This window comes from Agrobacterium burrii (assembly GCF_017313405.1).
Classification (GTDB): domain Bacteria; phylum Pseudomonadota; class Alphaproteobacteria; order Rhizobiales; family Rhizobiaceae; genus Agrobacterium; species Agrobacterium burrii.
Genome location: NZ_JAFLNA010000007.1, coordinates 283816 through 308391 on the forward strand (window position 1 = coordinate 283816; position 24576 = coordinate 308391).

Sequence of the window (24576 nt, forward strand, 5' to 3'; positions counted from 1 at the left end):
ATCGCGAAAGGAAATACGATTATGACCATTCTTCTTCTCGCGGATCATGACAACGCGACGCTCTCCGACCAGACCGCCAAGACGCTGACCGCTGCTGCCAAAATCGGCGGCGACGTTCATGTTCTGGTTGCCGGCAAGGCTGCCCAAGGTGCAGCGGAGGCTGCGGCTAAGCTCACCGGTGTTTCCAAGGTTCTGCTCGTCGAAAGCGATGATCTTGCCAACAATCTCGCAGAGCCGCTCGCGGCCCTGATCGTATCACTTGCCGATGGCTATGACACGATCATCTCGGCCGCCACCTCGACCGGCAAGAACGTCTTGCCGCGCGTCGCAGCTTTGCTCGACATCGCCCAGATCTCCGAAATCATCGAAGTCCTCTCCGCCGACACTTATCGGCGGCCTATCTACGCCGGAAACGCGATCCAAACGGTCCAGTCAACAGACGTCACGAGAGTGATCACGGTTCGCACTGCATCGTTCTCCTCCATGCCCTCGGGTAGTGGATCACCTGCTGCCATTGAGGCCCTTTCAACAGCGGTCACTTCCGAACTGTCGGCATTTGTGTCGGATGCATTGTCGTCTTCGGATCGACCGGAGCTCACCTCGGCAAAGATCATCATCTCCGGTGGTCGGGCGCTTGGTTCGTCGGAAAAATTCCAGGAGGTCATCCTTCCGGTCGCTGACAAGCTCGGTGCAGCGATCGGGGCCTCGCGAGCCGCCGTCGATGCCGGCTATGCCCCCAATGATTGGCAGGTCGGCCAGACCGGCAAGGTGGTCGCGCCAGACCTTTACATTGCCTGTGGCATTTCCGGCGCCATTCAGCACCTCGCCGGCATGAAGGATACCAAGGTCATCGTCGCCATCAACAAGGACGAGGAAGCGCCGATCTTCCAGGTCGCCGACTACGGTCTCGTGGCGGATCTTTTTGAAGCGCTGCCGGAGCTGCAGCGAGCTCTTTGACAAAACGATTAAGGGAAGATTGAATGTCTGAAGTACCAACAAGAGCGCGCGTGGTCATCATCGGTGGCGGAGTCGTTGGCGTGTCTGGCCTCTATCACCTCGCCAAGGCTGGCTGGACGGATTGCGTTCTGCTCGAAAAGAATGAGCTGACGTCCGGCTCTACCTGGCACGCGGCCGGTAACGTTCCGACGTTTTCGTCCTCCTGGTCGCTCATGAATATGCAACGCTATTCGACCGAGCTGTACAAAAAACTTGGCGCCGAAGTCGACTACCCGATGAACTATCATGTCACCGGCTCGCTACGGCTCGCCCATACTGATGAGCGCATGCTGGAGTTCCAGCGCGTCAAGGGAATGGGACGCTATCAGGGCATGGACATCGAGGTCCTTGGCGTCGATGAGATCAAGGGCCGCTACCCCTTCCTTGAAACCCACGATCTCACGGGTGCGCTCTACGATCCCAACGATGGGGACATCGATCCTGCCCAACTCACCCAGGCGCTTGCCAAGGGCGCCCGCGACATGGGTGCCAAGATCATCCGCTTTTGCCCTGTGACATCCGTGCGCCGCGACAAAGAGGAATGGGTGATCTCGACTGAGAAAGGTGACATCCGATGCGATTACGTCGTCAATGCCGCCGGCTACCGCGCACAGGAAGTGGGCCGTATGTTCGGCAGAGACGTTCCGATGGCGGTGATGAGCCATCAATACATCCTCTTCGACGAAATCCCGGAACTCGCTGCATGGTCGAAGGAGAATGGTGGCAAACTGCCCCTTCTGCGCGATGTCGACAGTTCCTACTATCTGCGTCAAGAAAAGACCGGGATGAATCTCGGTCCGTATGAGCGTAATTGCCGCGCACATTGGAATACTGCTGAAGATCCGATGCCTGCGGATTTTTCATTCCAGCTCTACCCAGACGACCTCGATCGCCTGGAATGGTATCTGAATGATGCCGTCGAACGTGTTCCTATCCTTGGCACCGCTGGCCTATCCAAGATCATCAACGGTCCTATACCTTATACTCCGGACGGCAATCCTTTGATCGGGCCGATGCCAGGCGTACCCAACGCGTTCGAGGCCTGTGTCTTCACTTTCGGCATCGCACAGGGCGGTGGTGCCGGAAAGGTGCTCGCCGAATGGGTCACCGAAGGCCAGACTGAATGGGACATGTGGTCCTGCGATCCGCGTCGATTCACAAACTATACTGACCAGCAGTACTGCGTGGACAAGGCCATGGAAGTCTATGGCAACGAATATGCCATTCATTTTCCTAAACATATGTGGCCAGCAGGCCGCGACAGGAAACTTTCTCCGATCCATGATCGCATCAAGGCACTCGGAGGCCAGTTCGGTGCATACAATGGTTGGGAACGAGCCAATTGGTACGCGAAGCCCGGCGACGATACGTCAGAGCACTCAACCGAGACATTTGGCCGAGAGGGACCGTGGCAGCAGCGCATTCGTGAAGAATGCCTCGCCGTTCGTGACCATGCAGGCATCCTTGACCTTCCGGGCTTTTCGCGATTCAAGGTTGAAGGCCCCGGCACACGCGAATGGCTTCTGAGCATGACTACTGGTCTCGTGCCGAAGCCCGGTCGCATTGGTCTGGCCTACTTCGCGGACGAGAAGGGACGTATCGTGACCGAAATGTCGGTCATGGCGATCGACGAAGACGAGTTCGTGCTCATCACTGCAGCAGTGGCCCAGTGGCATGACCGCGAATGGCTGGAAAAACATCTGCCGAAAGGTGGCAGCACGACCATCAGCGACGTCACGGAACAGTATTCGTGCCAGATCCTTACTGGCCCGGCCTCGCGCGATATATTGGCGTCCCTCACCTCCTGCGACCTCTCGAAGGGATGGTTGACACATCAAGCGACCGAGATCGCGGGTCGACCCTGCCGGATCATCCGCGTGTCTTTCGCCGGTGAGCTCGGCTGGGAAATACACAGCCGGATCGAGGATACACCATCCGTATTCGATGCAATTTGGGACGCTGGCAAGGGATTCGGGCTGCGTCCGTTCGGGATGTTCGCGCTGGACTCGTTGCGGCTCGAAAAGGGCTATCGCACCTGGAAAGGTGACCTTTCGACCGACTACACGATCCTGCAGGGCGGTCTCGACCGTTTCGTGAAGTGGGACAAGGAAAACTTCCTCGGCAAAGCGGCATTGGCGGGCGAAAAGCAGGCGGGCGTGAAAAAACGGTTTGCGACTTTGACCGTCGATGCAGGCAATTTCGATGCGCCTTACATGTCCACCATCTGGCTCGGCGACACGATCGTCGGGGAAACCACATCTGGCGGCTATGGGCACCGCGTCGGCAAGTCAATTGCCCTCGGCATGCTGCGCTCCGACCTGCATGAACCAGGCACCAAACTCGAAATTGAAATTTTTGGCCAACGACATGCGGCTACCGTCCATGCTGACGAACCGCTCTGGGACCCTAAGAACGAAAGAATTCGCGCATGAGTAACCTTCCTGCCAAGGCACGCGTCGTCATTATCGGCGGCGGCATTTCCGGTTGCTCGGTGGCCTACCACCTGGCGAAACTGGGATGGACCGACATCATTCTGCTCGAACGCAAGCAGTTGACATCGGGAACGACGTGGCACGCAGCCGGCCTCATCGGCCAGCTTCGCGCCTCACAGAACATGACACGCCTGGCGAAATACTCGGCCGATCTTTACGTGAAGCTCGAAGAGGAGACCGGCATTGCGACCGGCATGCGTCAGAATGGCTCGATCACGGTTGCCTTGACGCACGAGCGCAAGGAAGAAATCTACCGTCAGGCGACACTGGCGAGGGCTTTCGACATCGATGTGAATGAAATCTCGCCGGAGGAGGTCAAAAACCTCTATCCGCACCTCAACATCGCAGACGTCGTCGGCGCGGTTCATTTGCCCTTGGACGGGCAATGCGACCCCGCCAATATCGCCATGGCGCTGGCCAAGGGCGCACGTCAGCGTGGCGCGAAAATCATCGAGAATGTCAAGGTAACCGCGGTCAATGAGAAGGATGGCCGCGTTACGGGCGTGTCATGGGCACAGGGCGAAGATGAAGGGACGATCGAGACGGATCTGGTCGTCAATTGCGGTGGCATGTGGGGCCGTGACCTTGCGGCCCGCTCCGGGGTCACCTTGCCTCTTCACGCGTGCGAGCATTTCTACATCGTCACCGAAGCCATCGAAAACCTCTCGCGGCTTCCCGTTCTTCGCGTGCCGGACGAGTGTGCCTACTACAAAGAAGACGCGGGCAAGATGCTGCTTGGCGCGTTCGAGCCGAAGGCAAAGCCATGGGGCATGAATGGCATCCGCGAAGATTTCTGCTTTGACCAGCTGCCGGAAGATTTCGATCACTTCGAGCCTATCCTGGAGAAGGCCGTCAACCGGATGCCGATGCTTGAAACAGCCGGCATTCACACCTTCTTCAACGGGCCGGAAAGTTTCACGCCGGACGACCGTTATTATCTTGGCGAAGCGCCTGAATTGAAGGGCTACTGGGTTGCCGCCGGTTACAATTCCATCGGCATCTCGTCGTCGGGTGGCGCAGGATTTGCACTCGCCCAGTGGATGAATGACGGCGAAGCTCCGTTCGATCTCTGGGAAGTCGACATCCGGCGTGCCCAGCCATTCCAGAAAAACCGCGCCTACTTGAAGGAACGTGTGACGGAGACACTTGGTCTCCTTTACGCAGATCATTTCCCCTATCGGCAGGTTGCGACATCCCGCGGAATTCGTCGGTCTCCCTTGCACGAGCATCTGAAGGCGCGAGGTGCCGTGTTCGGCGAAGTTGCCGGCTGGGAGCGCGCCAATTGGTTCGCAAACGAAGGGCAGGAGCGGGAGTACCGTTATAGCTGGAAGAGGCAGAACTGGTTCGAGAACCAGAAGCAAGAGCACCTCGCAATCAGAAACGGTGTCGGTCTCTTCGACATGACCTCCTTTGGTAAAATCCGTATCGAGGGTCGTGATGCCCTGGCGTTACTTCAAAGGGTCTGCGCCAACCAGATGGATGTCACTTCGGGACGCATCGTCTATACGCAGATGCTGAACAATCGAGGTGGCATCGAAAGCGACCTCACAATCACACGCCTCTCGGAAACTGCCTTCTTCGCGGTCGTCCCAGGTGCCACGCTGCAACGCGACCTTGCGTGGTTGCGCAAGCAGATGCGTCAGGAGGAGTTCGTCGTTGTCACAGATGTCACGGCGGCCGAATCCGTTCTGGTTCTGATGGGACCGAAGGCTCGCGATGTCATTACCCGTGTGAGCCCCAATGATTTCTCCAATGAAGCATTCCCCTTCGGCACCGCTCAGGAAATTGAGATCGGGATGGGCTTGGCCCGCGCCCATCGTGTCACCTATGTCGGCGAGTTGGGCTGGGAGCTGTACGTGTCGAGTGACCAGACAGCGCATGTGTTTGAAGCGCTTGAGGACGCTGGGATAGAGTTCGGCCTGAAGCTGTGCGGGTTACACGCTCTTGACTCCTGCCGTATCGAAAAGGGCTTCCGCCATTTTGGCCATGACATTACGGACGAAGACCACGTTCTGGAAGCAGGGCTCGGGTTCGCCGTCAAAACCAACAAGGGTGACTTCATCGGTCGGGATGCCGTGGTCCAAAAGCGGGAGACCGGTCTCGAACGCCGGATGCTGCAGTTCAAGCTACGTGACCCAGAACCCCTGCTTTTCCATAACGAAGCCTTGGTGCGTGACGGGGAAATCGTCTCGATCATCACGTCGGGCAACTACGGCCATCACCTCGGTGGCGCGATCGGCATGGGTTACGTGCCGTGCAAGGGAGAAACCGAGCAACAGGTTCTTGCGTCGGTCTACGAAATCGAAGTGGCAGGCCAGCGGTTTGCGGCGGACGCATCGATACGGCCAATGTATGACCCGAAATCAGAACGGACCAAGCTCTAACAATGGCCTAGGAAGTACCCAAAATGACGATCGCCAACACCGTTAATCTCGATAGCTACTGGATGCCCTTTACGGCGAACAGGCAGTTCAAGAAAGCCCCTCGCCTCCTCGCCTCCTCGCCTCGGCCGAGGGTATTTATTACCACGATGTCGATGGCAACAAGGTGCTGGACGGCACTGCCGGCCTATGGTGCGTGAATGCTGGCCACGGTCGGAAATCCATTGCCCAGGCCGTTGAGCGCCAGCTGATGACGCTCGATTTTGCGCCGTCGTTTCAGATGGGACATCCTATCGCCTTCCAATTTGCCGAACGCCTTGCCGATACCGCGCCAGGCGAGGATGGCAAGAAACTCGACAAGATCTTCTATACGGGTTCCGGCTCAGAATCCGTTGACACGGCGCTGAAGATCGCGATCGCATATCAGCGCGCCATCGGTCAGGGAACGCGTACGCGGGTGATTGGGCGGGAGCGCGGCTACCACGGCGTCGGCTTCGGCGGTATTTCCGTTGGCGGTCTCGTCAACAACCGTCGTGTATTCCCAACCCTTCCCGGCACCGACCATCTTCGCCATACCCACGACCTTGCCAAAAATGCATTTACGAAAGGCGGTCTTCCTGAACACGGCGCCGATCTGGCGGACGATCTGGAGCGCCTGGTTGGGCTGCACGGTGCCGAAACCATAGCAGCCGTAATCGTAGAGCCCGTTGCCGGCTCCACCGGGGTCCTGCTCCCTCCGAAAGGCTACCTCGAACGTCTTCGTGCCATAGCCGACAAGCATGGCATATTGTTGATCTTCGACGAGGTCATCAGCGGCTTTGGCCGTTTGGGTACTCCGTTTGCTGTCGACTATTTTGGCGTCACACCCGATATCATCACCACAGCAAAGGGTCTTACCAACGGTGTTATCCCGATGGGAGCGGTATTTACCAGTTCGGCGGTACACGACGTTCTCATGCAAGGCCCAGAATCTGCAATCGAACTGTTCCATGGTTACACGTATTCCGGTCATCCCGTTGCATGCGCCGCCGGTCTAGCCACGCTCGAAATCTACGAAAAGGAAGGGCTCCTAACGCGTGCTGCGGAACTTTCACTGCACTGGGAAACCGCTATCCACGCGTTAAAGGGGCGCAAGAACGTCATCGACATTCGAACGATCGGTCTTGTTGCCGGGGTCGAGCTTGCACCACGCGGAACCTCCGTCGGGACGCGTGCCTATGACGTCTTTGTCGATTGCTTCAATCGCGGCGTCTTGATCCGTGTAACTGGGGACATCATCGCGCTGTCTCCACCGTTGACGATCGAAACGAGCCAGATCGACGACATCGTTTCGTTGCTTGCGGACGCAATCGATCGCGCCGAATGACGTGAAGGGGGACGTGAATAACAGTGTTCCTGCTTTCCCGTTCCCCATTGCCATCCAGAACTGCCCGGCCTTGAACCAATTCGGATTTACGACAACTCGCTGTGAAGCCGCGAACCGACGTGCCTGCCCTTTATTCAGCCATATTGCCTCGAAAAAAGGGCGAAGATTGCAGTCGAAAGGTTGTTTTGCGCGTCGGCGTGGAGCATCGATCGGCGGCTATCGCGGCGCGGCCGGGTTGGGTGTCTATTCCTCGACGAAATTTGCGGTCGAAGGCCTGTGCGAAGCCCTTCATGACGAACTGGCGCCGCTTGGAATCCACGTCACCGTCGTAGAGCCGAGCTATTTCCGCACCGACTTCCTCGACAGCTCATCGTTGTGGGTCAGCGGCAATATCATCGGCGATTATGCAGAAACTGTCGGCAAGGTGAGAACCATAGCGGCCGGTCTCAGCCATAACCAACCCGGCGACCCTCAAAAAGCTGGCAGAGGCGCTCATTGCCTTTACCGATGCCCCCAATCCGCCGGTCCGCCTGCCGCTCGGTAGCGACACGGTCGCCGCGATCGAGAAAAAACACGCACAAGACGCTGCCATTCTCTCCAAATGGCGCACCGTCTCGGTCTCGACCGACTTCGCCGGTCACGAATGACTGCACGTCCGGTTAAGCTTTGTCCGATGGGAGGCTGCTTTCGAGTCCTTCCATCGCCTTGACAGGATTCGAACCTCACTTGCCTTTCTTACTTCCTGGATTGTATAGGAAAAACGATGTCCTGATCGACGAGTACATTGAACTTGTAGCCAGGACGAATTTCGAGCGTGGGCTGAACATCCATGTTCCGTTGGATGGTACGATCAGCAACCCGCCCAAAGGTTTCTGCGAAATTCCGCCGCGTCGCATCCGAGGCCGTGTCCTGGGTCGCGAGCGTCGAACTTTCCGGAACGGCCATATCGATACCTGTCCCGATCAGGGCGACCAGCACCGCCGAGCCGAATGTTTTCAAATAATGGTTGTTCACCTTGTCGCTGAAACCGCCGTACCCTTGCGCATCTGTCCCCGACATGCCGCCGATCTGCAAAGTCGAGCCGTTCGGGAAAATGATGTCGGTCCAGACAACGAGCACGCGCTTCTGTCCGAATGACACTTTGCTATCGTAACGGCCGAACAGCTTCGTTCCTTGCGGAATGAGCAGACGATGGCCTGTCGCGCTGTCGTAAACGCTCTGGCTCACCTGGGCGGTGATCCGCCCCGGCAGATCTGAATTGATGCCTGTGATCAGAGTTGCCGGAATGACAGAGCCGCGCTTGAGCTCGAAGGGCGATTGTTGGGGCACGACACGGTTCGGCAAGTAGCCAAGCTCTTTCAAGTCCGCGTTGAAGAAGTCCTCCTTGGCGCCTTGGGCATTGGGATCAACGTTTTGACCACCGAGCCCGGCGCGCAACGCGGCCGCGTAGAGATCAGGACCACTTACAGTGTTTGTCGACGTCGTTGCGGCTCTTGCTTTCGTGTCCGCGGTCGCATCATGCGTTTCAGCACGCTCATCCAATTTGCCGCGATCGATGGTAAGCGGCGCATCATAGGCAGCGTTGTTTGCCTGCAGGCGGGCCATCCGCTGGCGCTGCTGCTCACGCAGAAGCTGCTCCTGTTGTTCTCGCTGAAGACGGGCACGCCAGACGGCTTCCGCTTCGAGCTCTTGACCGCGCTGCTGCACCTCTTGTTGCCCTGGCTGCGGCGTGAAGGGATTGTTCGTCTTGTCTTCCGTTTGCTTTGTCTCGATTGGCGTCGGCTGAAAGATGGTCTGCTGCTGCGGCTCGCCGATAATACCATCGGTAACGCCGCGTTTGATCTGGTCGGCATAGGTTGAGGCCGGATTGCCCGAACTGGTCTCCGGGCCGGTGTCCTTGCCGAAGTAAAGCCCGCGCGAGGCGAGCCCATAAAAGATGACGCCAAGGAACGCGAGCGCAAGAACGATGATGACGACGACCGGCAGGCGGTTGATCCGCTTGATGCCGGATTGCGCCTGGCTATTCTGCGCGCCGCCAAGATTGAGGGATTGCACCATTGGACCCTCCCTCACCCGCGCCGCATGAGCGACAAGGCGCTCGCTGGCGTTGCGCCATTTGCCGTGACGGAATAAGCGCGGCCGAGCTCGACGCTGTTTGTCGAAAGCCGAGCTAGCACCTGACCATCGACGTCTAAGATCACATAGGCGAGCGGGATGATGGTTGCGCCGCTATCTGTCTTCTGGTCGATGACGACGGCATAGCCCCATCCCTTCAGCGCCGCTTCCATTGCCTGTCCGAAGGGCGAGGTATCAGTCTTGAGCGCAACGGTCGCTTTTCCCGGCCCGATCTGTTCGGCAAGGCGGCTCACCAGATCGCCGGCGATGGCGCTGGCGGCAGGACCGGAGATTTCCGGCGGCGCGCTGCTGGCCACGACACTGTCAGTCCCTATCGACTGGCATCCGGAAAGAAGGGCGGCTAGGGCGCAGGCTGCGGCGAAGTTGCGGAGGGGTTGCAAGGCGCGCGAATGGGAGAGAGGGATGCTCATTACCGCCCTCCCCGCTTGATGGTAATCTTTTCCTGTTTCCAACCCACGCCGGAAACGAGCACAGCGCGATCGACATGGTAATCGACGACCATCATGTCGCCCTTCATCCTGTAGTTGACGATCCGGTTCTGCCCGCCTGAGGTGACGAATAGAACAGGTGCATCCTGACCGGAGATCGAACGAGGAAACTGGATGTAGGTCTTGAGCCCATCGGAATAGACTCGTGTAGGTCGCCAGCCGGCGCTGCCCGAAACAGAATAGCTGAAGTTCAACTGTTCAGCAGGGACGCCTGCGTCCGGGATGGTGCTCGCCTCGATCCGGGCGTTGATGTCGGCAAGCTTTGTCGAAACGTCCTCCGGATATTCAAAGCCGACACGTGCCATATACCGGGTCGGATGCGACTTGAGCTGAATGTGATAGGTCCGCCTGGATGTGGTGACCACCATCGAGGTCACAAGCCCCGGCTCCGAAGGCTTGACGATCAGGTGGATTGCCTGACCGCCGGCAGCCCCCGAAGTCGCGGGCTCTACCTTCCAGCGCACGGTATCGCCGACCAGCACGTCTCTGACCACCTCGCCTCCTTGCAGTTCGATATCGCAAACTTGCAACGGCGAGCAGACGACGGATGGCTGCACCTCGCCGTAGAGGAAGATCACCTTTCCGTCGGCACCCTTGGTGACCAAACCGCGAGATCCGCGCCACTGGGTGGAGATCCCCATGCCCTTTGCTTCGTTGGCTGTGACGTCATCGGCAGCATATGCATGCAGAGGAGCGACCACTGAAGACGCTAACAGTGCCGAGGCGAGCGCGCCCGTCAGCGTGGCCCGTGTTCTTGTGCGTGGTATGATCATGTTCGGGGCCATGCCTTTCAAAGCTGTGCTGTCCAGTCGAAGTCGCGGAGATAAAGACCGATGGGGTTCAAGCGAATGACGCCCTCGTCCTGTGGCGGCGTCAGGGTCACGGTGGCGATACCGCGGAAACGGCGGACGGCGGTTTCCTTGCCGCGCCGGTCTCGCTCGAACTCGGTCCAGTCCAACTGGTAGCTCTGGTTCGACAGCGCGACGATATTGTTGACCTCAATGGCCACTGTCGAGCTCTTGGCTTTCTCGAAGGGCGAGTTCGAGCGAAACCAGGCATTGACCTTCTCGGTCGCCGGGTCGGCTGTCCTCAGCAGCCCATAGGTTCGGTCGATGTACTGCTTCTGCACGACCGCATCCGGCGTCACACTGCGAAAGTTCGAGACGAAGCTGCCGAGGGTGGCACGCACAACACGCGGATCGGCATATTCGATCTGCTGCGGAAATCCGGCGTTGACGGCCGTGCCGAGCTTGTCGACCTCGACGATATAGGGAACGAGCTTGACCTGCGTGCTTTGGTACAGCGCGTAGGCAAAGCCGATCACAGCCATGGTCATGCCAGTTATGCCGACGATGCGCCAGGCGGCGGCGGATCTGACATAGGAGCCATAGCGCTCGTTCCATTCATTGCGAGCGGCGATATAGGGATTTGCAAGATCGGGATTGTCGAGCGGATTGGGCCCAGTCATGGTTGATCGGCCTCCAGTTATTTGGTCTCGTTAAGGGGCGGTGGTGGAGGCGGCGATGCGGTCCGACCCGACTGCTGGTCGAGTTTGGCATTAGCGAGCCCGAGCAGGGATCCGGCATAGGCACCGGGCGAACCGATCGCCTTGTCCTTGGCGGCAGACCCAACTGCGCCCGCAGCACCACTGATACTCGCTTCCATACCGCGCATCGCGGCACCGCCGAGGGATGCTCCCCCTGCCCGTGCCGCACTTGCAGCCTGAAAACCCCTGCTGGCTGCTGCCGTTGCAAGGAAGCCGGCGCCCGTTGCGAAGGATGCCGCCTGCCCACCGTGGCGGATCGTTTCCATTCCCCCGGAAACGGAGGCACCCTGGACCACGCCTTGCAGGATTGGCGGCACATACATGGCGATGACAAAGACCACGACCGAAATACCGGCGATCGCCAGCGTCGTGATGAACTGTTCTGATGTGGCTGTCGGGGCCTCGGCCAGACCCAGCAGGATGTCGGAGCCGATCTTGGCGATCATCACCAGCGCCATCAGTTTCATGCCGACGGAGAAGGCGTAGACCAGATATTTGATGGCGAAGTCCTTGGTATAGGATGTACCGCCCAATCCGAGCATGATCATGCCGGCGAGCAAGCCGACATACATTTCCACCATGACTGATACGAAAATCGCGGCAACGAGCGAGAAGCAGACGACGACCACGACCATGGCGAAGACGGCGGCGATCGCCAGGGAGTTATCCTCGAAGAGGCCAAACTTCGCCTGTTCCGACATCTTGGTCGCGACACGAATGCCGGCGTCAAAAATGTTGGCGGGAGAGGCCGACCCGCCGCCAGCACCAATCTGGTAGAGGCTGTCGACGACTGCCTTGGCGAATGCCGGCCCTTGGTCGAGGATGAAAGCGAACAATCCGATAAACATGATGCGCTTCACCAGCTCGGCAAACCAGCTGTCGAGGGAGGCAGCATTGATCGCCAACCATACAGCGGCGATGCCAACCTCGATGCCAGCGAGGATCCAGAATAACGAGCGGGCCGCATCCATGACCGTCGTCTCCCAGCCTTTCGCTGCTGCAACGACGGAGTTCTCCAGTGTGGTCAGCACTTGACCCTGCTGCGCCAGAGCCGGCGTGCTCGCGATCAGGACTATGCCGATCGCGACTAGGACAAGGTCGAGCTTCCGGAAACGAGGAACGATCACCATCTTGGCTTCATCTCCTGGCCGCTGCGAATGTTGCGCTCGGTGTTGCCGCCAAAGAACTTCTCCCGGTGAGCCCGGCGGTCTGCATCGGATACAGATTGCGATGACGCTTCGCCCGCGCCAGACAGGCGCGCCGGGGACGGCTGCACGATCCACCTGGCCACGCCGATACCGGACGCGATGATCCCCACGACGGCAAGGATGATAACAAGGCGCGGGCTCACCAGCGGGGCTCCATCGTCTGCCCACCGCGGATGTCATGCTCGCTTCCGCTGAAGAATTGTTCGCGGCGCGCCTGGGCGAGATCCTTATGCGCCTGCCCCGACTGAAACCACGTGCCCATCATCGTCATTTGCTGGGAGACGAGACCCCGAAGCTTTTGCATCTGCGCGACCTGCTGGGCAGCGATCTGGTGTCCGACCTGCAGCGCCTTCATCTGCCCATCGGCCGTTTCCGACATCGACCGCAGCGAGGACATCGTACTTTCCTCTCTTGAGAACTGGTCGGCCGTCAGGTTTGCGGCCTTGAGGGAACCGGCGATCGTATCGCGGTTGGTGTCGGACCAATTCTGATAGGTGGACGAGAAGCCGGCTCCATCAGGCAGGTTGCTCTTCATGTCGGCAAAGCTCTGGAAACGTTGCTTGAGCACATCGTCGATATTGCCCATCGAGAAGGCGACGCCCTGCCCCTGCTCCACGACGTTCTGCAGGTTCTTGAGATCGTTCTCGACCTGACCCCAGATGTGGCTTGGCAGTTGCGCTGTGTTCTGCAGCATGTTGTTGTAGATGTTGATCTGGTTCTGGATCTGCTCGGCAAGCTGCGAGATCTGGGTAATCTGGTTGTTGACCTGCTCGGCCGACTTTCCGACCAGCGAAATCAGTTCTGTATTGTTGGCGATCTGTGTCCATTCGGTCGCCTGGCCCGCCACGCCGCCGGCTTGAGCTGAAACCGGAAACACGATGGGGAGAATGATGGCCGCCATGGCAGTGGCACAGGCGATGTTATTCGACTGGGAAAAGTGTCTCGGCATGGGCGATCCCCCTTTGCTGGAGCCAAGGACAAGGCCACGCGGCCCCGTGTTCGGAGTGCAGGTTGCGAATTTGCTTCAGATCTTCCTTGCCCGTCGCCCCGACGAAAGAGAGCGCGACCGGACCGAGCGCCATGTTGAAGAGCCTTCGGCCCTCCGGTGAGACGACGTAATATTCGCGCTTGGGAATAGCGGTCGCGACGATCTCGATCTGCCGTTCATTGAAGCCGATACGCTCATAGAACTCACGCGTGCCCGGTTCGCGTGCCGCGCCATTTGGGAGGCAGATTTTCGTCGGGCAGGATTCCTTCAGAACGTCGATGATCCCTGATCGCTCCGCATCCGAGATGGACTGGGTGGCGAGCACAACGGCGCAATTGGCCTTTCGCAGCACCTTCAGCCATTCGCGGATCTTGTCCCGAAACACCGGATGACCGAGCATCAACCAGGCCTCATCAAGGATGATCAAGCTGGGTGCGCCGGTCAGGCGTTTCTCAATGCGGCGAAACAGGTAAGATAGTACAGGAACGAGATTACGCTCGCCCATGTTCATCAGCTCCTCGATCTCGAAACACTGGAACGCGCCTAGCGCCAGGCCGTCCTGCTCGGCATCGAGCGACTGGCCCATCGGACCGTCGACGGTATAGTGATGCAGCGCGTCCTTGATCTCGCGCATTTGCACGCCCGAGACAAAGTCCGACAGCGAGCGGCCGCGGGATTCCGCCATCAGTGCCAACTGCCGGGAGATGGCGTTGCGATAGTCCGGGGTGATGGTCACACCTTGCAGCGCCACCAGCATCTCGATCCACTCTGCCGCCCAGGCCCGGTCACCATCGGACGACAGTTCGGCCAACGGGCAAAAGGCAAGTGCCGTCACCCCGCCACTTGCCGACGAACCGATATCGCCGCCGATCTGGTAGTGATCGCCATCGAGGCCCAGCGTCAGCGGCAGCATCGAGCCGCCCTTGTCGAAGGCGAACACCTGGGCATCGGCATAACGCCGGAACTGCGCCGCAATCAGCGCCAGCAGCGTCGATTTGCCAGAACCGGTCGGCCCGAAGATCAGCGTGTGTCCGACATCCTCGACATGCAGGTTCAGCCGGAACGGCGTCGAGCCGGATGCCACCTGCATCAAGGGGGGCGAGGCCGGCGGATAGAACGGGCAAGGCGCGGTCGGACTGCCCGACCAGACGGAGTTCAGCGGGATGAGATCGGCGAGATTGCGGGTGTTGATTAGCGGCTCGCGGATATTGGCGTAAGAAACCCCGGGCAGGCTACCGAGAAACGCATCCGTGGCGTTCAACGTTTCGATCCGGGCACCAAAACCTTCCGCCTGGATCAGGCGGCGGATCGCCTCGCACTTTTCCTGGAGCCGGGTCGGACCTTCTTCAAAGATCACGATGACCGGCGTGTAATAACCATAGGCGACGAGCTGCGACGACGCTTCGGCGATGGCGTCTTCGGTTTCCGCCACCATCATCATGGCGTCCTGATCGACCGAGCGTGACTGCGTCTGGAACAGCTGGTCGAAGAACGGCCGCACCTTCTGCTGCCACTTCTTGCGGGTGCGTTCGAGCCTTGCCCGTGCTTCTTCGGCGTCGAGGAAGACGAAGCGGGAAGACCAACGATAGGTGAGCGGCATGCGGTCGAGCGTGTTGAGAATTCCTGGCCAGCTTTCGGCTGGCAGACCGTCGATCGCCACTACACCAAGAAAGCGGTTCTCGACCATTGGAGTCAGGCCATGTTGCAGCTCGGCGGTCGCCAGCCAGTCGAGATACATCGGGATGTCCGGCAGGCGAACCGGATGGTTCTCGCCGGTGACGCAGAAGCGAATAAACTGGAACAGCTCGTCGTAGCGCGCGACGCGATAGCCGCCGCGCTCCGGCGTCTCCCGTGTCATCATCCGGCGGATCGAGACGACATTGGCGAAATACTGTTCGACCTCGCGGATCGAGGTGAGGAAACTCTCGAGTGCCTTGTCGGCGTACGTGGCGGAACGGCTGGCCGCATCGGAATAGATATACCGCGTGAGGCCGGAGCGCCGCGGCTCCGGCGGCCGCCAGGTCAGGATCAGAGCGTGCCGGCTTTCGAAATGCCCCCTTCCCGTCTGAAAGTGCACTCGTCGCTCATCATCAATGGCGCGCGTGACCGGATCGGGAAAATGGGATTCACCAACAGGCGGATATTCGCCGGTTGGCACCCTGATGGCCTCGACCTGGATCATCCATCCGGAGCCAAGCCGCGACAGGATGGCGTTGATCTGTCGCGACACCTCGTTGCGTTCAACGTCAGTCGAGCTCTCGCTATCCGGCCCGGCAAAATACCAGCCGGCCATCAGCGAGCCGTCCTTCAACAGGATGACGCCGTTATCGACCAGGCCGGCGTAAGGTACTAGATCGGCGAAGGACGGCCCGGAATGGCGGAACGATTTGAGGGCAACCATCTCAGTCCCTCAGAACTTGCGCCACGTCGACGACGTCGCGCGATAAGACGTCTTGTAGGAGATGTGGCGGAGATAGACCCGGCGCATCAGCGGATCGGATTTGGCCATCATGCGGAGTGCCGCCACGACGACCAGCCAGATTGCAATGCCGAACAGTGCCGCGTACCAGGTCAGGACAACGAAGATCAGGATGATGGCGGCCAGCGCCGTCAGCAGCACGAGCTCGCGGTCGGCGCCCATCAACAGGTTCGGTCGCGATAGCGCCCTGTGTACCCGCGACCGCGCAAGAGAAGATCCGGCCTCAGCCATGAGCCCCCTCCCCCGCTATGGCCGGCGTCGCCTTCGGTTCGGAACTTCCTTGCTCGGCCTGTGCGTGGCCCTCGCCGATCGAGGCGCCGGTCGCACCGAAGAGAGCGACGATCTGGGTGGCTCCGAGGAGTACCCCGCCGACCAGTGCGACATAGCAAAGCCGTCTCGCGAAATCATTCAGCTCGCCGCCGAAGATCAGCATAGCGCCGGCAATGGCGACAGCAGCCAGCGCAATAAACCCGGCGACAGGGCCTGTGATCGATTGCTGGATTTGTTGCAGTGGCGATTCCCACGGAAGACCGCCGCCTCCCGAGGATGCGAGCGCAGGATCTGCCAAGCCAACAGAGACGGCGGCCAGTGCGGCGCAGGTAAGAAGAACGTTGATTTCACGCGACATGGCTGTCCTCATCGATATGGGCATAGTGTTCGGTCTGGTATCGGCCGTTGCGGTATCCTTCGACGTGGATCACCTCACGGACCCGCCTCCCCTTCCCCGTTCGTTGAATTGAGACGACGAGATCGACGGCTTCGCCGATCACTTCCTGCATTGGCTGCTGGCTGGTTTCCGCCGTCAGTTGCTCCAGTCGGCGTAAGGCTGACATGGCGGTGTTGGAATGGATCGTGGTGACGCCTCCGGGATGTCCTGTGTTCCAGGCCTTCAGCAGCGTGAGGGCCGCCCCGTCCCGGACCTCGCCGACAATGATGCGGTCGGGACGCAGGCGCATCGTGCTTTTCAGCAGACGAGCCATGTTGATGGTATCGCTGGTATGTAGGGACACGGCGTTCTCAGCCGCGCATTGGATCTCGGCCGTATCTTCGAGGATGACCATTCGATCATCCGGCGACGCAGTCACGATCTCGGCGATGATGGCGTTGGCAAGCGTCGTTTTTCCGGAACCGGTGCCCCCGGAGATGACGATGTTCATCCGCGCATCGATCGCGCCGCGAATGGCGGACGCCTGAGCCTCGGTCATCACCTTCGACTTCACATACTCGGTCAGTGGAGTGAGACGCGAGGCACGACGGCGGATGGTGAATGCCGGTCCGGCTACCACCGGCGGCAACAGCCCCTCGAAGCGGTGTCCGCCGATCGGCAGTTCCCCGGAAATGATCGGCCGCTCGTCGTCGGCCTCCGACTGCAGTGCATGCGCAACACTGCCGATGACGACTTCGGCGGCGGCGGTGCTCATTGCGCCGGCCGGTGCGACTCCGTGCCCCAACCGTTCGATGAAGAGGCGGCCGTCCGGATTGAGCATGATCTCGACGACGGTGGCGTCATCGAGCGCGATGCAGAGTTGATCACCGAGTGCGTCCTGCAGTTTGCGGACCAGACGAGGATGAGAGCGAAGTTGGGTCACGCTGCACTCCGGACCCGAAGGTTGTGGTCCTCAGCGGCGGCGAAGTGGTATCCCTGCGGGCAAACTCGTTCAAAGCTCTCGCGATTGGCTGGCAGGCTTCCGGCGATGGCGATGGTGTTGCCGATCGTGGCGGGTTCGCCGAGCCGCTGCATCGGCCATCCCGCCCGATTCAAGATGCGCTCAAAACGGAGGTCGGTGGCCGTGACGATCTCGTCGTAGCCGTTTGCCATCGACCATTCGATGATCCCGGCAAACATCGTAAGTGTCGCAAAATGGAGTTGGCCCTCTCCCCTGCCCGCGGGCAAGGATGTGTCCACGCAGAAGCGAGAGCTTTCAACCATCTGGGAGGAAGCGTTCATTGAACCGGTTGCCAGCAACTGCGAGAAAGTCCGTTCCAGCATGGTCGGGCCCATCGCCGGAAGCAGACGAGCGCAACCGACGACCCTCTCTTCGTCTGTGACTGTTAGGATGTAGGTCGGGCCGAGACTGTCATACTCATCTTCCTCTGCGCCATCAGTGATTGAGACGTCCCAGCCCAGACGTTGGCGAAAAACCAAGCAGCGCAGGCGATGCATCTCTCTCAGAAGGTGTGAATGATCCGCATATCGGTCAGGGGAAACGGCCAAAACTTGCATGTTGATCTCCGCTTGATGGGCATGAGGGAGAAAGATCATGTCACTCGGGATTTGCAAATGTGCAGATCTGCAACGGCTGATTCTGCTAAATCATGCCCGGCACCCAGTGTTGATGGGGCGATAATCCATTGATTTAAGGGAAAGACATGTGCAAATCTGCACGTCTGTTTCGCGCGCCTGCTTTTAGAAAAATGATCTAAATGCCTGTTTATCAACACGAAAACCGCTCGCATAGATCGCAGGCCGTTACCTGTCGTTAAAGTTTGGTTAACCTAAAACCTCTTGCCCAAAACTCAGAATCGGAGCTAACTGTGAGTGGCGGAACTTTTTTGGTTTCGCGAAAAATATCGCCGATGGCAGAAAATGGGTTTTGGAATGGTGAAGACCGCCTCAAAGGCACCGTCCGTAGTTGAAGGCCTGACGTCCTTGATGGAGCGTCATGCCGATGCTTTATCAACTCAACTGCAGGCACATCACCTCAAGATCTTTCCTCCTACTGCCGAGAAAGGCATACGGACATTTGCCCCCTCGGAAGCTGCGAAGCTTCTCGGTGTTGGTGAATCCTATTTACGGCAAACCGCGTCCGAGATGCCAGAGCTGAATGTGGGAACGAGTCCAGGTGGCCGGCGTATTTTTTCGATCGAAGATATTCACGCGATACGCAAGCATATGGATCAGGGCCGCGGAAGTCGGCGCTATCTTCCGCACCGACGAGATGGCGAGCAGCTTCAGGTTGTCTCAGTCATGAACTTCAAGGGCGGTTCTGGCAAGACGACCACCGCTGCACACCTTGCTCAGTATCTCGCCATGCGTGGCTACAGAATACTTGCGATTGATCTTGACCCGCAAGCAAGCCTATCAGCCCTGTTCGGGAGCCAGCCGGAAACTGACGTCGGGCCTAACGAAACCCTCTACGGCGCAATCCGGTATGACGAGGAACAGGTGCCGATCGAACAGGTCGTACGGGGTACATACATTCCTGACCTCCACCTCATTCCAGGTAATCTTGAACTCATGGAGTTTGAGCATGACACGCCTCGCGCTCTGATGAAACGCAAAGAGGGCGATACGCTTTTCTACAGCCGTATCAGCCAGGTTATTGAGGATATCGCTGATAATTACGATGTCGTGGTGATCGATTGCCCGCCACAACTGGGATACCTCACCTTGTCGGCGCTGACTGCCGCCACGTCAATTCTTGTCACCGTGCATCCACAGATGCTCGACGTCATGTCGATGAACCAGTTTCTGGCGATGACGTCCAATCTTCTGCGGGAAATTGAAAACGCCGGTGCCGAATTCAAGTTTAATTGGATGCGATATCTGATCACGCGCTTTGAACCGAGTGATGGGCCACAAAACCAGATGGTCGGATACTTGCGGTCGATCTTTGGAGAAAACGTCCTCAATTTTCCGATGCTCAAGACGACGGCTGTATCGGATGCAGGTTTGACCAATCAGACGCTTTTTGAAGTCGAACGCAGCCAGTTTACACGCTCAACCTACGACCGCGCACTGGAATCCATGAATGCAGTCAATGGTGAGATTGAAGCCTTGATCAAGACTGCATGGGGAAGAACATGAGCAGAAAACAGATCCTTGGCGTTTCTACAGAAGCAACTGATAGCCAATTCCCCGAAGCGCGGACGTCAAAGAACCGTCCAATGCCGCTTTTGGGTGTTGAGCGCAAAGAGCGAGATCCTTCGAAGAAACTGACGGCGAGTATTGGAAACGCCCTACGTGAGCAAAACGAACGGCTGACCCGTGCAGAAGATATAGAACGCCGACTTGCTGAAGGCCAGGCGGTCATTGAGCTGGATACAGATGCAGTTGAACCTTCGTTTGTCCAAGACCGAATGCAAGGTGAAATTGATGGGTTGATTTCGTCGATTAAGGAGCAAGGCCAGCAAGTCCCGATTCTGGTTCGCCCTCATCCTGATCACTCTGATCGTTATCAGGTCGCTTTCGGGCACCGCAGATTGAGAGCAGTCTCGGAGTTAGGACTGCCGATCAAAGCTGTCGTGCGTGATCTGACAGATGAACAGCTGGTCGTTGCACAGGGTCAGGAAAACAACGAACGTGAAGATCTAACCTTTATTGAGAAGGCACGCTTTGCGCATAAGTTAAACAGCCAGTTTTCGCGCGATGTCGTCATAGCTGCACTTTCGATCGACAGAAGCAATTTGTCGAAGATGATCCTGCTGATTGATGCCCTCCCCCCTGAACTTGTTGATGCAATCGGGGCTGCTCCCGGGATTGGTCGGCCGAGTTGGCAGCAATTCGCAGAGCTGTTTCAGAAAATATCGTCGCCGAAAGATGCCATCGATTATGCGGTCTGTAAGGAAGTCCAATCTCTCCCATCTGCCGACCGGTTCAAGGCGGTGGTGGCAAAGCTGAAGCCCGCACGCACTGCACGCGGAGTTCCAGAGGTTCTGGCGACGCCTGATGGAGATAGGCTTGCTCAGGTAAGCAAAAGCAAGAGCAAGCTGGAAATCATTATCGACAGGAAGACGACGCCGGAATTTGCGGCCTTTGTGCTCGAACAATTGCCGAGACTCTTCCAAGAGTATCGTGCCGAAGCGAAAACGAAACACGGAGACTAAGCGGTAAAGAAAAAGGCCCCAACGGTTGCCCGTGGAAGCCCTTCTCGATGTCTAAGCAACTAGAGAATCGCATTTCCACGAATCCACGTCAAGAGTTTTTGGCACCGATTTGGTGAGCTGATTTCTTTTGCCTTTTGAAAGGTGAGAGACGATGCAGACTGGGAATATAACGACGCCCTTTGGGCGGCGGCCGATGACGCTTGCCCTTGTGCAGAGACAGTCGGCCACGGCCAATATAAAGCCGGGCAAAGCAGCGGATAAGTGGAAAATTTTGAGAGATGCCTCAGCTGCAATGAGTTTGTTGGGTGTGCAGTCTAATAGTCTCTCCGTCCTTGATGCGCTGTTGAGTTTCTATCCCGAAACAGAACTGCGGCAAGATGCCAGTCTGATTGTTTTTCCGTCAAACCTTCAGCTAGGTCTTCGAGCACATGGCATGGCTGGCGCTACGTTGCGTCGACACATTGCGGTCTTGGTCCAAGCGGGCCTTATCACTCGAAAGGACAGTGCGAATGGCAAGCGCTTTGCGCGGAAGGACAGCAACGGGGAGATTGATACTGCTTACGGCTTTGATTTGTCGCCCTTGCTGGCGCGTTCCGAAGAGCTCGCGGTCTTAGCCCAGACAGTGATTGATGAGCGAACGGCGTTCAAAAACGCAAAGGAAGCCCTGACTGTGTGCCGCCGAGATGTCCGCAAATTGATTTCTGTCGCGATTGAGGAAGACGTTGAAGGAGACTGGCAAGCAATAGAGGCTGTGTATGTCGCCCTTGTCGCCCGGATTCCGCGAAAGGCTACGCGAGAAAACCTGGTGCAATTGCTCGAGGAGATGAAGGCACTGCAGGCCCGAGTGGTGAAACATATGGAAACTAACGGAAATACACGAAATAAGAGCGCCAATGACGCTCAAATCGAGCGTCACATACAGAGTTCAAATACCAACTCCCTTAATGAACTTGAACCTTGCTCCGAAGAAGAGCAGGCCGGAAAGCTGGATGCTGGATCTGAAACGGAAAGCCTGCCGAAAGCTAATCGGAATAGAGAACAACTAAAGGCGTTCCCCCTGTCTATGGTTCTGAGGGCCTGCCCGATGATAAATGACTATGGGCCGGGTGGGAAAATATCCAACTGGCGGGAGCTGATGACGGCTGCGATCGTTGTGCGATCAATGCTGGGAGTAAGCCCATCGGCCTACGAACAGGCGTGTGCGGCAATGGGGCCGGAAAATGCTGCGGTGGCGATTTCCTGTATTCTGGAGCGGGCGAATTTCATCAATTCACCAGGTGGATATCTTCGTGATCTGACGAAGCGGACGGAGCGTGGTGAGTTTTCACTTGGGCCAATGGTGATCGCATTGCTGAAGGCAAATGGTGAAGGTAATCTTCAAACTGCATGACCATATAACGAACTATAGCTGGTATTCGTCAACCACCTCGTCGCCTCCGGTTTTGGGCAGCCACTCATGCGTAAGCGACCCAACCTCGGAAGCTGAATGCCTGATAGAACTGCGCAATTCTGGTGAACCCGGCATCTCGTAGATTGGCTTCTTCTTGCTCCGGAGAGGAAATGAAGAGACGCTCTTTCATCGCAATTCTTGCAGCATCCAGCTTGTCCCAGTGTATTTCTGCCTTCGCGCCGAATCCGATGTGTCGGTCTATCCAAAGCGAGCGGTCCGGCTCGCGCTGAGAGATGCTGATATGGGCGAGCACAAAGGGTGATCCTGGATGCAGACGTCGGCTGATACCCTGAAGCGCTGCTGCCCGCTCCTCAAATGAGAGGTGAGGGAATACCAGAAGGCAGACCGCCCCATTGAAGGGACCATCGGGGGCAGACGAGATGTCGCACTGGTGGTATCTGATCCGCCCTGCAGCGCTGGCTGTTGTCTCTTTTGCCAACATGAGCATATCAGTTGAGGGATCGATGCCATCAAATGACCATCCATGGTGTTGTTCAGCCAGTGCTCTCAGTTCAAGGCCTCCACCTGCCCCGACAACAAGCACCCGTCCATCTGCTGGAACACGTTCCGCCAGAAGTTGCCCAGTCATTCGATGGAGACCGTCCAGACCAGGCACATTACGCATTGCACCTTCAATATATCTTTCATGTTGTCCGTCGAACTTAGCCATGGGAGATTGCACCGAACATCAACGACCTGTGCGCATTGACGCCTGCCAAACTCCCATCTCCCACAGCCAAAGCAACAGACGCCATAGGACGTGCGGCGTCTCCACAGGCAAAGACACCCGGAATGGAAGTCTGCTTCATCGCATCAGTCTTGATAGTAGAGCCAAGAGGTCCCCGCTCCATGTCGAGGCCAAGCTGCTGTAGAATTGGCGTTGCGACTTCAAAGGGAGCAAGAGCGAACAAGCCGGAAAAGGAAATGGTCCGACCGTCGGCAAGCAGGACGTCGGCGTGACCTTTAATCGACTTAACGCCGACGCGCTCAACGATGACGTCGCGGGCTGCGAGACCTGCAAGCTGGTCCGGGTTTGGCTCGAATGCGTCGTTGAGGAGTAGAGTTGTCGGACCCCAATCAGGAAGCATCAACGCATGGTGCATGGAAAGCTCAGAGCCAGCGATAACGCCAATCTTGCCCTGTTTCAATTCGTATCCGTGGCAGTACGGGCAGTGGAAAACACTTGTACCCCACCGCTCCGCCAAGCCATCGATTTCGGGAAGATTGTCTTTCACGCCAAGAGCCAGGATCAGGAGGCGCGAAATGTGACGGGTTTCTCCAACCATGACTTCAAATGAGAGGTCCTGCGAACCCGCTTCCCCTTTTTGTTGTACAGCATCTGCACGACCAGCCAGCCATTCTACAGTGCTGTACCTCAATACCTGAGCACGAGCTTCTGCAGCTATTATAGCTGGATCGGTACCGTCTTGAGTGATGAAGCCGTGCGAATGCGAAGCGAAACGGTTCCGCCTGAGGCCTTCATCTATGATCAGTACCTTGCGCCGAGCGCGACCGAGCTGCATCGCGGCCGACAGTCCGGCGTAACTCCCGCCAATGATGATGACGTCGTGAATGGTGTCGCTCATAAACTTTCTCCCGTTTCATGTAACAACATAAGTACCATGATAGGGTCTTGTCAATACTCATGACACTCCGATTGTATCGTAAGAGTGCTTCGTGCTACTGTTGGCGGGCAATCATGGAAAGAAGGAAAAGACATGAGGCAAGACAGTCGACTTTCTCGCATGCTCCACGTCTTGATCCACATGGGACGTAATGATGGAGTAATGACGTCCGACATGATCGCGCAGATGCTGGACGCCAATCCTGTCGTAATCCGTCGCACAATGGCAGGGCTGCGCGACGAGGGATATGTCAGCTCAGTAAAGGGTCATGGCGGCGGCTGGACTTTGGCGCGTCCACTTGAGGAACTCACCCTCCTCGACATTTACCGTGCCGTGGGAGAACCATCCATATTTGCGGTTGGTCCCGCCTACGACATGCCTGGATGCCCCATCGAGCAGGCTGTCAATGGGACGTTGAAGGATGTCTTCTGCGAGGCAGATAAACTTCTGCGGAAGAGGTTTGCGGAAATGACACTTGCTGACGTGGCAAAAAGTTTCACCAAGATTAGCGAGCATAATAGCAGCGCGCGCTGCGGGCCTTAAGTAGCTTGCACCTGAGATGGCGTCTGGACCCAGCGCGGAGCATATGTCGAC

Annotated in this window: 21 protein-coding genes and 2 pseudogenes; 9 read left to right on the plus strand and 14 right to left on the minus strand. The window is 57.8% G+C overall.

Annotated elements, in window-relative coordinates; translation table 11 throughout:
- Positions 1-21: 21 nt before the first annotated feature.
- The 5 genes and pseudogenes from JZX89_RS15275 to JZX89_RS15295 all read left to right on the plus strand — a co-directional run.
- Positions 22-957 (plus strand): electron transfer flavoprotein subunit alpha/FixB family protein, encoded by a 936-nt coding sequence (locus tag JZX89_RS15275; RefSeq protein WP_207134570.1) that lies wholly within the window; start codon positions 22-24, stop codon positions 955-957.
- A 23-nt stretch (positions 958-980) separates the two neighbouring features.
- A complete protein-coding gene (locus JZX89_RS15280; protein WP_207134571.1) occupies positions 981-3428 on the plus strand; it encodes a GcvT family protein in 2448 nt (815 codons plus the stop codon).
- Complete coding sequence (locus JZX89_RS15285) at positions 3425-5872, plus strand: GcvT family protein (RefSeq protein WP_207134572.1); 2448 nt, start codon at positions 3425-3427, stop codon at positions 5870-5872. The genes JZX89_RS15280 and JZX89_RS15285 overlap by 4 nt, the downstream gene beginning before the upstream one ends.
- Positions 5873-5895: 23 nt before the next feature.
- Positions 5896-7235, plus strand: a pseudogene (aptA, locus tag JZX89_RS15290) (omega-aminotransferase AptA).
- A gap of 202 nt (positions 7236-7437) precedes the next feature.
- Positions 7438-7882, plus strand: a pseudogene (locus JZX89_RS15295) (SDR family NAD(P)-dependent oxidoreductase); the annotation flags it as partial.
- Between the two features lie 88 nt (positions 7883-7970).
- Here the strand turns inward: JZX89_RS15295 and trbI are convergent.
- From trbI to traI, 12 genes are read right to left on the minus strand one after another with little or no spacing between them, the layout of a single operon-like run.
- Complete coding sequence (trbI, locus tag JZX89_RS15300) at positions 7971-9293, minus strand: IncP-type conjugal transfer protein TrbI (RefSeq protein ID WP_207134573.1); 1323 nt, start codon at positions 9291-9293, stop codon at positions 7971-7973.
- A gap of 11 nt (positions 9294-9304) precedes the next feature.
- Positions 9305-9781, minus strand: a complete 477-nt coding sequence (gene trbH, locus JZX89_RS15305; protein ID WP_207134574.1) for a conjugal transfer protein TrbH — start codon at positions 9779-9781, stop codon at positions 9305-9307.
- Positions 9781-10632, minus strand: a complete 852-nt coding sequence (trbG, locus tag JZX89_RS15310; protein ID WP_207134575.1) for a P-type conjugative transfer protein TrbG — start codon at positions 10630-10632, stop codon at positions 9781-9783. The genes trbH and trbG overlap by 1 nt, the downstream gene beginning before the upstream one ends.
- Positions 10633-10649: 17 nt before the next feature.
- Positions 10650-11327, minus strand: a complete 678-nt coding sequence (locus JZX89_RS15315) for a conjugal transfer protein TrbF (RefSeq protein ID WP_207134576.1) — start codon at positions 11325-11327, stop codon at positions 10650-10652.
- A 17-nt stretch (positions 11328-11344) separates the two neighbouring features.
- A complete protein-coding gene (gene trbL / locus JZX89_RS15320) occupies positions 11345-12535 on the minus strand; it encodes a P-type conjugative transfer protein TrbL (protein WP_207134577.1) in 1191 nt (396 codons plus the stop codon).
- Positions 12529-12756, minus strand: a complete 228-nt coding sequence (trbK, locus tag JZX89_RS15325) for an entry exclusion protein TrbK (RefSeq protein ID WP_207134578.1) — start codon at positions 12754-12756, stop codon at positions 12529-12531. The genes trbL and trbK overlap by 7 nt, the downstream gene beginning before the upstream one ends.
- A complete protein-coding gene (gene trbJ, locus JZX89_RS15330) occupies positions 12753-13562 on the minus strand; it encodes a P-type conjugative transfer protein TrbJ (RefSeq protein WP_207134579.1) in 810 nt (269 codons plus the stop codon). Before trbJ ends, trbK begins: the two co-directional genes overlap by 4 nt.
- Complete coding sequence (locus JZX89_RS15335; RefSeq protein ID WP_207134580.1) at positions 13534-16002, minus strand: conjugal transfer protein TrbE; 2469 nt, start codon at positions 16000-16002, stop codon at positions 13534-13536. The genes trbJ and JZX89_RS15335 overlap by 29 nt, the downstream gene beginning before the upstream one ends.
- A 9-nt stretch (positions 16003-16011) precedes the next feature.
- A complete protein-coding gene (locus tag JZX89_RS15340) occupies positions 16012-16311 on the minus strand; it encodes a conjugal transfer protein TrbD (RefSeq protein ID WP_077122579.1) in 300 nt (99 codons plus the stop codon).
- On the minus strand, positions 16304-16708 hold the full coding sequence (gene trbC / locus JZX89_RS15345; RefSeq protein WP_207134581.1) for a conjugal transfer pilin TrbC: 405 nt from the start codon (positions 16706-16708) through the stop codon (positions 16304-16306). Before trbC ends, JZX89_RS15340 begins: the two co-directional genes overlap by 8 nt.
- Entirely contained in the window at positions 16698-17669 is a 972-nt protein-coding gene (trbB, locus tag JZX89_RS15350) for a P-type conjugative transfer ATPase TrbB (protein WP_207134582.1), read from the minus strand. The genes trbC and trbB overlap by 11 nt, the downstream gene beginning before the upstream one ends.
- Positions 17666-18304, minus strand: a complete 639-nt coding sequence (gene traI / locus JZX89_RS15355) for an acyl-homoserine-lactone synthase (RefSeq protein ID WP_207134583.1) — start codon at positions 18302-18304, stop codon at positions 17666-17668. The genes trbB and traI overlap by 4 nt, the downstream gene beginning before the upstream one ends.
- 375 nt (positions 18305-18679) lie before the next feature.
- Here traI and repA point away from each other — a divergent pair, with 375 nt between their 5' ends.
- The 3 genes from repA (at position 18680) to repC (ending at position 22297) form a co-directional block, all read left to right on the plus strand.
- Positions 18680-19888, plus strand: coding sequence for a plasmid partitioning protein RepA (gene repA, locus JZX89_RS15360; RefSeq protein ID WP_207134608.1), 1209 nt, complete (start codon positions 18680-18682; stop codon positions 19886-19888).
- Positions 19885-20907, plus strand: coding sequence for a plasmid partitioning protein RepB (gene repB, locus JZX89_RS15365; protein WP_077122575.1), 1023 nt, complete (start codon positions 19885-19887; stop codon positions 20905-20907). The genes repA and repB overlap by 4 nt, the downstream gene beginning before the upstream one ends.
- A gap of 151 nt (positions 20908-21058) precedes the next feature.
- Positions 21059-22297 carry a plasmid replication protein RepC gene (gene repC / locus JZX89_RS15370; protein WP_207134584.1) on the plus strand — a complete coding sequence of 413 codons (1239 nt, stop codon included), beginning with the start codon at positions 21059-21061 and terminating at the stop codon, positions 22295-22297.
- A 64-nt stretch (positions 22298-22361) separates the two neighbouring features.
- Here repC and JZX89_RS15375 read toward each other — a convergent pair whose 3' ends face one another.
- Positions 22362-23027 carry a class I SAM-dependent methyltransferase gene (locus JZX89_RS15375; RefSeq protein WP_246746729.1) on the minus strand — a complete coding sequence of 222 codons (666 nt, stop codon included), beginning with the start codon at positions 23025-23027 and terminating at the stop codon, positions 22362-22364.
- A complete protein-coding gene (locus JZX89_RS15380; RefSeq protein ID WP_207134585.1) occupies positions 23020-23943 on the minus strand; it encodes an NAD(P)/FAD-dependent oxidoreductase in 924 nt (307 codons plus the stop codon). The genes JZX89_RS15375 and JZX89_RS15380 overlap by 8 nt, the downstream gene beginning before the upstream one ends.
- Before the next feature lie 132 nt (positions 23944-24075).
- On the opposite strand from JZX89_RS15380, the gene JZX89_RS15385 reads away from it, so the two are divergent.
- Positions 24076-24525, plus strand: a complete 450-nt coding sequence (locus JZX89_RS15385; RefSeq protein WP_207134586.1) for an Rrf2 family transcriptional regulator — start codon at positions 24076-24078, stop codon at positions 24523-24525.
- The last annotated feature ends 51 nt before the right edge of the window (positions 24526-24576 follow it).

Excerpts from the sequence above, each read along its gene's own strand:
- JZX89_RS15315 (WP_207134576.1), bottom strand. The coding sequence starts at position 11,327 with ATGACTGGGCCCAATCCGCTCGACAATCCCGATCTTGCAAATCCCTAT.
- repA (WP_207134608.1), top strand. The coding sequence starts at position 18,680 with ATGGTGAAGACCGCCTCAAAGGCACCGTCCGTAGTTGAAGGCCTGACG.
- JZX89_RS15275 (WP_207134570.1), top strand. The coding sequence starts at position 22 with ATGACCATTCTTCTTCTCGCGGATCATGACAACGCGACGCTCTCCGAC.
- repB (WP_077122575.1), top strand. The coding sequence starts at position 19,885 with ATGAGCAGAAAACAGATCCTTGGCGTTTCTACAGAAGCAACTGATAGC.
- JZX89_RS15340 (WP_077122579.1), bottom strand. The coding sequence starts at position 16,311 with ATGGCTGAGGCCGGATCTTCTCTTGCGCGGTCGCGGGTACACAGGGCG.
- trbC (WP_207134581.1), bottom strand. The coding sequence starts at position 16,708 with ATGTCGCGTGAAATCAACGTTCTTCTTACCTGCGCCGCACTGGCCGCC.
- trbL (WP_207134577.1), bottom strand. The coding sequence starts at position 12,535 with ATGGTGATCGTTCCTCGTTTCCGGAAGCTCGACCTTGTCCTAGTCGCG.
- repC (WP_207134584.1), top strand. The coding sequence starts at position 21,059 with ATGCAGACTGGGAATATAACGACGCCCTTTGGGCGGCGGCCGATGACG.
- JZX89_RS15375 (WP_246746729.1), bottom strand. The coding sequence starts at position 23,027 with ATGGCTAAGTTCGACGGACAACATGAAAGATATATTGAAGGTGCAATG.
- JZX89_RS15380 (WP_207134585.1), bottom strand. The coding sequence starts at position 23,943 with ATGAGCGACACCATTCACGACGTCATCATCATTGGCGGGAGTTACGCC.
- trbG (WP_207134575.1), bottom strand. The coding sequence starts at position 10,632 with ATGATCATACCACGCACAAGAACACGGGCCACGCTGACGGGCGCGCTC.
- JZX89_RS15280 (WP_207134571.1), top strand. The coding sequence starts at position 981 with ATGTCTGAAGTACCAACAAGAGCGCGCGTGGTCATCATCGGTGGCGGA.
- JZX89_RS15335 (WP_207134580.1), bottom strand. The coding sequence starts at position 16,002 with ATGGTTGCCCTCAAATCGTTCCGCCATTCCGGGCCGTCCTTCGCCGAT.
- traI (WP_207134583.1), bottom strand. The coding sequence starts at position 18,304 with ATGCAAGTTTTGGCCGTTTCCCCTGACCGATATGCGGATCATTCACAC.
- trbI (WP_207134573.1), bottom strand. The coding sequence starts at position 9,293 with ATGGTGCAATCCCTCAATCTTGGCGGCGCGCAGAATAGCCAGGCGCAA.
- trbJ (WP_207134579.1), bottom strand. The coding sequence starts at position 13,562 with ATGCCGAGACACTTTTCCCAGTCGAATAACATCGCCTGTGCCACTGCC.
- trbH (WP_207134574.1), bottom strand. The coding sequence starts at position 9,781 with ATGAGCATCCCTCTCTCCCATTCGCGCGCCTTGCAACCCCTCCGCAAC.
- JZX89_RS15385 (WP_207134586.1), top strand. The coding sequence starts at position 24,076 with ATGAGGCAAGACAGTCGACTTTCTCGCATGCTCCACGTCTTGATCCAC.
- JZX89_RS15285 (WP_207134572.1), top strand. The coding sequence starts at position 3,425 with ATGAGTAACCTTCCTGCCAAGGCACGCGTCGTCATTATCGGCGGCGGC.